At 43.1% G+C, this 9,998-nt stretch carries 1 protein-coding gene; it reads left to right on the forward strand.

The genetic code is table 11. The features are described 5' to 3' along the window. Nucleotides 1-127: 127 nt before the first annotated feature. The coding region (locus Q8R38_03335) for a sigma-70 family RNA polymerase sigma factor (GenBank protein MDP3791060.1) at nucleotides 128-9,998 on the forward strand (9,871 nt) is incomplete at its 3' end.

Genomic DNA, 9,998 nt, shown 5'->3' on the forward strand with positions numbered 1-9,998 from the left:
TCAACAAAAAATTACAAGAGACAGAAGGCAAAATTTAAGGCCCGGGCTAAATGGGGTGGGGGAAACTTCCCCCCGAGTAGTGACCCTCATCCCAACCCGGGCTTTTATAATAAAAATAATATCAGTGATGCTGATAGCGGCGTTTGCCGCGCAGGATGTGGCGTGGGCGAATCCGGAAGTTTTTGAGCATCGGGCTTCGACGACTACTCTGCAGATCCCGTCTTTCTTCAGCCCCATGGACGCGCGGACCGATAAGAATGTTCTCGAAATGACATTGCAATATATACTGAAGACGGTCGGCGATACAGAGCAGTTTAAATATCACCTTACGCCTAAAGTTGCCGGTGTAATGCTGGACTTCGAGTTTGATAAGGCGCGCAGAGAGGATGAGGACACGATAATCCCCTGCGGTGCCGCAAGCGACCGCTCAACCCGTCTATATGAGGCGGTTATAGGGTCCGATAATTCGATCAAAGAGTTGCGGCAAGCCAAAAAAGACAGAAGTGATAATGCTGCAGATAAAGGCAAAGTTAGCGCCGCGGTAAATCCAATTAAAGAGCTGCCAACCCCAAAGCCCGCAGAACCTTCTGTGAAAATCCCTACAAAAGCCGAGTTTTTTGACATCGTAAATGAAAGAGCCATGAATATTATTGCTCTTGCCGGAACTCATTTTATCGGCGGTAAAGCAATGGCACAGAGATCGCTCGATAAAATGATCCTGGATTTTAACAGAGAAACAAAGGCGGGGTATGTAAGTTCTTATGCGGTTGCCCTTACAAAAGTAGTTTTAGACAGGCACGGCGAAAAATTAAACTTTAACGCTATTATCAAACCTCTGGATGACAAGTTGCGCAAACATAAAGGGATATTTGTAAGAAAAAACTTACGAAAACACTTATTATGGGCCCTTGAATCCCAGGGTATTTTCGATTCGGATACCATAGAGCGGTTAAAGGCAGCCGCACAGGGAGGGGATTCCAGGATAAAATCTCTGAAAACTGTGCCTAACAAAACCCTTTCTTTCTTCAAGCGCTTCTGGCGCGATGAGCGGGGTGAATTATCATTGCCGCGGCTTATTACCAATCGCAGGAATCGCCACAATTTCGATCTTAAGGCAACGGTCAGCTATATCATTCCTTATTTTAAAGAACATAATAAGTTACCGGCCGAAACAGAACTTTCCAAAGCTCTTGGCCCTACTCAGCCGCTTTTTTCTAAACATATGCCAGAAATATTGGCTGAACTTGCGAGGCAAATTGAAGAGGAAGGATTTGACCCGGCTCTCCGCCAGGAGATAGGGAAAGCTATAAGCCTGCCTATACCACTCCAAAATGGCACGGATCCGGATATAAAGAACATGATAGGGCGTTTAATCGATACGATCATATCTTTGCCTATCAGGAGTGAGGCATGTCTGGATCTTCTTACGGCGGCCATTAAGTTATTTAAAATAAAATCACCCAACTATGCACAGATACTCAGTTTGATTATTCAGGCACAACATAATTCTCCGACAATGAGTCAGGTAGGCGCTGTATATACTAATCCGGAGATGGTGAGAACGATAAATCGTATCAACAGGTCTTTTGAAGGATTGAAGAGCATTGTGGCGCAGGCCGGAGGAATAAAACTTCCCCCTGCAATAGCAAGAGGGAAAAAAGAAAAAGAACTGATTGAAAAGGCTATCGCGGAGCTGGAAGCGCCTGATTCCACAAGCGCAGGACTAATCGGGAAGTATCGGGTTGTTTCGGATATTTCCTTTATCCCGCACAATGAAAAAGATGTCGACAATGGGCAGATTGTGTTTACAGGTATAAATATAGAAGATCCTACAAGGCAGAAAATCTCTATTAGTATTGATGCCCAGAGGGCGCCACCGGGACTCTTCAGGCTTTTCCGGAGGACAAAACTAAGGAGAATAGACTGGCCTCTCGAAGATTTCCTGGATAAGTTCCGCGGCCAAACCTTTCTTTTAAGCCCCAATCGTTACCATATAAACGGTATAGGCACAAGTAACTGTATTGCCATAGCGTATCCGCTTAAAAATGACGATATAGCGTTGTTCCATGAAGTAGCTGAAGCGGCTGATTTGGATGTGTCCGGATACCTTAGAAGGGGCGATCTCGATGCTTATATAAATCGTGTCGATAAGAAATACAGGCAAGACCCGGCTATGCTGCAGCATTATGCGTTAAGATTGTTCCAGCGCGAGATGTGGCCTAGGGACGATGGTCTCCTCACGCAGTTGATAAAAGAGATAGATTTGAACCATGGGGTAAGGCTGAAGAAGAGCGTTATTGTCAAGGGTATGTCGTTAAAAGAAAATGCATTTGCTGCAAGAGAAGCATTTGAAGTGGTAGGTAACCAGATTCTTGCCATACTCGTGATCAAGGACAGGAAGGGGCTTGTAAATATAGAAGGCCCTGCTACCGAAGCAATTGAAGATCGGCTGACCCGCGCGTATAAGTTTATCGCACAACTCGAAAAAGAGGCTGCAGTAAATCCTGCAGGCATTATGACTCTTGATGAGATGATGAGAAGAAAATATCACTATTTCATCGAAAACCACATAAAGGATTTGGAGGAATTGCCGAAACTTATAGTAAACGAAAATAAGATGTCTACTTCTCAACGCCAGCTTTTTATTGGAGATCAAGGCTTGATCCGTGGGGCAATAGATATTTTAAAAGAGCTAAAAGAGGTACTTGAAGTGAGCCTGGAACAGCCGGTACAGGCAACAAAGACAGTCTCGAATCCCAGGATGAACGGTTTTGTGTATCTGCCGCCGGTAGCAAAGATGTTGAAGGCTTTGTTCGCGGAAATCAGGATATGGTTTGAAGCGCTTTTTGATTTAGATATAGATGTTTGTAGAAAATTGCAGAATTCGATCGATTGTTTTAACAAGGTCTACATTCTCAATAGTCGGTTTATTGATTTCTTAGTTTTTCGTGAGACTACAGTCGAAGCCCTGCCTCAGATCGCGGCCTTTCTCAAGGAAAATAGACTCACAAGCAAGGAAAGCTTAGCGGATCTTGAGTCGAAGCAACAGGATGCCAGACGAAATAAAGGCCGGGTGATAATAGATCTGGCAGAATCTATCCGCAAAGCGGACAGATTGGATATCTCCTACATATCACACCTTAAGTGGCGTCTTGCATCTTTGAAAAAACTATATCGTAGAAGTGCTTACCGGGAAGACCTGAACAATATAAGAAGGCGTGTTGGTATAGAAATAGGATATTGTAAATGGGCCCGGGCAGGGATTGCTAAAGAAATACAAAGATTAAATAATTTAGATTTTGAATATCCGTTGCATGGTGAGGAAACGCAAAAGTTACGCGCGCTGAAAGAACTTGATAAGTGCGAAGAGGCTATCCTGGCAGCGTTATATCTTATCAGAAATAAGATAAACGAATTATCTCCTGAGAACACGACAGGCGCCAGTTCTTCATCTGCAATAGTTGACCGGCCGAATAATGCGGCAGAAAATAATCTTCACCCTGTTTATTCTTTGCTCAGGCGATTAGGCTATCCTGAAGCAGCTATACCTGCTATTGCCAGCGGGCTAACTCAGTTACAGGATAAAATAGCTCAAGCCAATTTGCGGCAGAAATTAACAGCAAAAGATATTACTCGGCACATTTCAGCGCTGACCGAATTAATGAATCTATTTATGAGCGAAGGCTATTATGATCCCGGGAATCCGCATTCGCTCATTAAGGCATTGGTAAACGGTATCAATAAGGGAGATATTTTTGCCGAAATAGACCGTTCAATGATTTTTGGAAGACGAAAAGCAGGCCTAAAAAGGATCCTCTCCTCCTGTGTTTCAATATCTCAGTTAGCTTTGATTATTCTAAGCTTAGCGGGAGTTAATGCCAGAGTCGCTATCGCGCCTGACCACGCATTTATTTTTATACCTTTGGATAAAAATCATGCCTTATTTGCCGATTTTACCCTTGGCATAGTAACCGTGGTGGATTTATCTCATTACCAGGAAGAAGGCGCGTACTTAGTCTTAAAACCGGAGTTTAGAATTTCTCCCGAGAATGAAGCTTATGTTCAAGAACGGCTTAAACAAAGAATATCTATAAGGCAAAACGAATTATTGCATTCGTTCTATTTCTCTATTCAAATAACCAATGGTTATATCTTAATACCTTCTTTATTAATGAATCTGGGAAGTGTTTATTATAAATTGGGTAAATATGCCAAAGCTATTAAAAAATATAAAGAAGCCATTAAACTTAATCCGAAGGACGCAGAAATACACTATGACCTGGGAATCGTTTATTATAAATTAGGTAACTACTATGAGGCAACTGTAGAATACGAAAAAGCCGCTGATCTTAATCCAAAACATGCCAAAGCCCGCAATAACCTGGGGAATATTCATTATTCATTTGGTAGCTACGATAAGGCTGTCAAAGCATACAAAGATGCCATTAGTATTAATCCAGGGGAGGTAATGTTTCACAATAATCTGGGGGATGCCTATGCTAAATTAGGCAACTATACCGGGGCCATCGCAGAATTCCAAAAAACCATTGAGCTTAATTCGGGCTATGCCGGAGCCTGCTATAATCTAGGAAAGGTTTACTATAAACAAGGAAAATACAATGAGGCAATTAGGGCATGGGCAATGGCAATAGTTAGTTTGATATTAGAGTTAAGATTTATGAGTGTCGTAAAGGCAGCATTAATAAGACAAAATCCAGAAAGCGCTGTGCCAGCTATAAAGTCAGGGGTGATAGCCGCACAGCAAAGATTTGCGCGCCAGCAACAAAGGTTCGATGATTTAGCCGATGGCAGGATTCCGGCTCGTGAAGATATGAGTTTTGCAAATGCGCCGGACCGTTGGGTCCGTTTCGCCTCCGGCCCCAGCCCGACAAAGCTGGAAGAAAAGATAGAAGAGCTTATCGAATTGATTATACCGCTGCCTATCTATAATAGAGATATATGTTTGGACCTTCTTGAAGGAGCTTCTAAATTATGCGATAAATATTCGGATGAGCTTACAAAGATACTAAGTCTGATTATCCAGGCAGAAAATATATTTCCGACCAAAATGCAGATAGAGATTGCCAATGTTAAACGCGGAACGATGGTCAAAATGCGCAGGGCCAGACAGTATTTTGAAAACTTGAAGATAGTTTTAAACAAAAGACTTAAAAAAGGAGAAAAAGGTGAGGTGGTGGAGTCGCCAAGTCCGGACATAGGAAATCAGCCTGATATACCGACTCTTTTGCGAAAACCGCAAAAAACTCGCGATGATTGGATAACATTACTAAAAAAGATGGCAAATTTTCTACCCGAAGGTGAAAAACCTACTGTAAGAAATATTATTAAATTATCCGGAGGGCAACTGCGATATAGCACCGTAACAGGGGTCTTGCGCAGACATAACATTCCTTATGCTGATGTCGGGCTTATAAACGAAAAACTTAAGGTTCCCGCGCTGCAAAGTTTCGCCGGAGCGCTGCCGCCGCCGAATGCGAAACTCCATCCCGAGCCAGAAGGTACATCGTATCAGGGAGATTTTAATAATGATGGCGATGGTTCTGGTGGGATAAAATATAATATCAGTATTCCCGAGATCGGGATAGAGAACTTCGAGGTGCAATGGCCTGATATTAAAAGGACCATGGAGGAAACAGGGGAATATATTACACCGGAACAGGAAAGAATCGTTTTTCATGCCCTTCATGCTAAGAATCTTACCCTGGATCAAAGGAACGAAATTCGCTATTTTATTATTGAGAAATACCGATGGTTGATCGATACAGTTATCATGAAATATGGAATGCACTTCTATGATGAGCAAAGAGTCGCTGATGCCCGGGATGAAGGGGATTTAGGGATCTTGCGCGCAATGGTCACGTTTGAGCCCGAAAGAGGCAATAGGTTTTCCAGCTACGCTGATAATTGGATACGTAACGCAATCCAAAGATCCCCTCTCTTAAGACAATTAATTCCTACGTCGGAATATGCAGAAGAGAAGATGACGAGATATAGGTATGCAAAGCAAAAATTATGGCAAGAACTGGAGCGTAATCCGACATTGGATGAAATTGCGCGCGAGATGAGGATATCGACAGAAAAAGTGCAGGAGATTGAATCTGACTTGCCAAGAATAAGATCTTTAAATATTTCCACTACCGGCCAGAAAAAAAGAGCAACTATGCGCAGGAACCTTGTGCCGGCAAGGGAGGAAGCCATATTAACAGAAGGATCGCTGGAGAATCTCGAAGACTATTTAGGCAAGCTTGCTCCCCTTGAGGAAAAAGTTATTCGAATGCGTTACGGTTTAGGGGTAGGTCCGGACAGGGGAGTTTCTCATACATTGGAAGAGATAGGGAAAGCTATAGGCGTAACGAGAGAATGGGTCCGTCGGATTGAGGCTAAGGCGTTATGGAAGATAAGAAGAATGATGCTTGAATCAAGACTCGCCAATGATATTAATCGGATCGCGGTAAAGCGGGAAGAGGGAAATAATGCAGTTAAAGCGCCTCAAAATGAAACGAGTCCGCGTAAGAAGTACCATCGGCTTGATCTTGCTGGAACAGTTGAATATATTATTGGTTGTTTCAAAAATGATCCAACGTGTATAAATTTGCCGGGTCCGCTGGCGCTTTCAAAGGTTCTGGGACCAACGCAACCTGTTTTTTCTAACCAATACGCTAAGATATTAGCCGCGCTTAAAGAGCAAATTGAAACAGAAGGGTTTGATGCGGTATTGCGTGAGCGAATAAACAAAGCTATCGAAAAAAAGGTTGCCAAAAAGGCAGTTGCTATGCGCGTGACTGATGATCCGGTTTTGCCAGGAGCGCTGCCGCCGCCGAATGCGAAACTCCATCCCGAGCCCGAAGGTGTATCGTATCAGGGGGATTTTAAGCAATCACCTGTGCAGGAGAAATGGGAAGCCAGCGTAGAAGGATCCGGGACAGGTACCATAATAGGAAAATTAAGTTTTTCTTCAGGCGAAAAAGAGCTGGGTTACATAACATTACAAATTGAAAAAGAAGGCATCAGTGTGTATAGTTGCACCGGCCTTAATGTTATTTTAAAAGGCAATGGCCTGGGAGAAAAGCTATTACTTAGGGGCTTGGAACTGGCCAAGCGAGAAGCGCGCAATAGGAGGTTACAGCCTAAATGGGCGCTTGTTTATTATACCTACACAGGAAAAAGTGATGATACAAAATTGGAAGCGCTAACGCATATTCTTACGAAATTGGACTTTGCATGCTATTCCATAGGACAAGACCAAATAAATGACCCGGGCTTGAGGACATTATTAGCCCGGCATGCAAACCAGGGCTCGGCTAACCGATGCTGGTTTCAGGATCTGGATAAAATTAGTGAAATCCAGGAAGGCCCGTGGCCGGACCAGCCGCTCAACGGGTTCGGCGCCGTCGGGCCGATAAAGCCGGGGGATGAGGTACCGGATTTCTGGCAAGGTCAATGGTCCCGCGTTTCGTCACATTTAGTCGATTCAAATGGGTGGTTTGGCGTTGCGGCGTATCCTTTAGTTGTGCGCAATTTTATTATCGGACAGAGCGAGCTGGAAGCAAAAAGACAGAAAAGAAAAGTCAGAATTATTGACTTGGGGGCGGGTGCGAATCTCTACATTGCCAGAAAAATTCATGAGGAATTTACAAGCGAAAGTCTTGACGCTGAAATCCACGCTTTGGATCCTGCCAGGAAAGAAGATGTAGAGCGGTTATCAACATTACAAAGTGTAATTTATCACTCCGGACAAATGGAAAATCCCGCAGGGATAGAACCAAACTCTATGGATATCGCCGTTTCAGCTTTTGCGCTGGACTACACGGACATGCCCGCATCATTAAAACAGATTAACCGTATGCTTTCTGATGATGGACGTGCGTTTTTAGTTGTTCATCATCCCGAGTCGGATTCTATTGAACATGTCCGCAGCTATTTAAATGATATCAAGAATGCATACAAAAATTTAAATCAAGTATTAGAATTTTTGACCAATAATACAGGAGAGATACCTATATACAGCATAAGGTTCGAGCTGGGTAGGGTTGTAAATTCAACTTACATTTACCAGTCTCACATCACTCAAATCGTATCCCAGATCGACGATTATATGAGAGGAGAAGAGAATGAACAGGCTAGGGCAAAGCTGATCGGCGAGATTAGGAAGACCATCGATATTGTCAAAGCCGAGATTATGTCCGGGGACCGCTTGTTATCCAATCTGTTCACGAGTAAGCGGGATGTTAAAAGATTTTTTTCCGAAGAAGGTTATGAAGTCGAGGTTTTATTATTGAAAGAAACGAAAGATTATGACGGAGATGGTTATGTCGAAGTTCCGGAAGCATACGGGATTATCCTTACTAAAAGCGCAAAAATCGATTCTAGCCAGACCGGGCCGTGGCCGGACCAGCCGCTCAATGGTATCGGCGCCGTCGGGCCGATAAAGCCTGGTGATGAAGATAGGACATCCCAGAATGTACCGCCTCTGTCCCCGGCTATTAAAAAATCAAGAGAAGCGCTATTAGAAGTTTTCCGTAACGTTAACCAAATTGGAACGTTGGAAGAAATACGTGCTATGGATCGTTCTGAATTTGCTGAACGGCTAGGATTTAAGAATCTTGGCGATACGAGTGCTCGGCCGTTCAGAGGTTTCCTAACCTACATTTCCGAGAAAGACTGGATTGAATTTAAAAGATTGAGAAAGAATGTCAAACAGGGAAGAGTGAAAGATGATAGAGAGATCTCTTTTTCTCAGTTCAGAATTGATGGGCATGGATTTTATTATGATAAAGCAAGGATCGAAAAATGGTTAGAACGAGAAAGCTTTTCCGCTGGTAAACCTTTGTTTGTTCATGAATTACTAGAGCAGGCAAGTTTGAAAGCAGGACTGACTTCCGATATGTTCCGCTATTTTAATGACGACAATCTGATGGTGCTAGAAGGTGAGCTAAGATTTGCAAGTCTTATGGGAAAAAGAGACTTACAGATTGCTCAAAAAGGAGTTCAGGATAAAATCGAATATGCCGATACTCTTCTCAACAGTCCTTTTAAATCCAGTTTTTTTAAAATTTTTTCCAGATTTAGTAATAGCAAAGAATCTAGAAAGAGCCTGTTTAGAATCAAGCGTTCATTAGAAAGATTGCTGAAGAAATCTGGAAGTGAATTGTTTCATCAAACTTCCCTAAGTTTATGGCGTATTGCTGGTGAAAATAGAGACAGCGGCCGTTTCCAAGAATCGCCACCCGTCGGTGGCCCGACCTCAGCGCAAGCCAAAAGCGGAGTATCTCAGAATGACACATCCCAAAATAACACGGAGGAGCAGGTCTCGGAGTCACGCCGGGCCGGTGTGGTTGAGATACGTCATAAAAAGCGCGGAATCCTTTCAGATAAAGATAAGAAATATCGAGATCAGCTTTGCGAGTCTATCTATAGGTCCTTTGTAAAGGCCGGAGCACAACTATTGGAAAAAGATATAAAAAGATATTCGGATATTGTATCAAATACCCTTGTAAGATATGATGCCGAGTCGCTACAAAGCCTTGTGGAAAGAGACATATTGACCACAGATGAAATAAATATGATAACAGAGCGCGTATCTTTTGATACAGCCGGCCTGGTCAAAAAGGTTATAACAATAATAGACGCCTATAGAAAGGCATCCCTAACTGATAGAGCCAAAGATAAGCTCCTTGCCCATTTCTTTACAATAGAAGAGATCGACAGATTGAAGCATGATTTTCCTGATCTACAGCCTTCAATCATTCTGCATGCTTGCACACACAATCCCAAAGACCCTCGCGCATTCTTGAGAAACCTGATCAAGACGCAAGATGAGATATCGAAAGAGCTTGAGTTTAAGGACCTACTGCCTTCAGTCATTCTGCATGCTTGCACAAACAATCCCAAAGACCCTCGCGCATTCTTAAGAAACCTGATCAAAGCGCAAGCTGAGATATCGAAAGAACCTGAGTTTAAGGACCTACTGCCTTCAG

The organism is Candidatus Omnitrophota bacterium, assembly GCA_030695905.1.
Classification (GTDB): Bacteria; Omnitrophota; Gorgyraeia; order 2-01-FULL-45-10; family 2-01-FULL-45-10; genus CAZHPY01.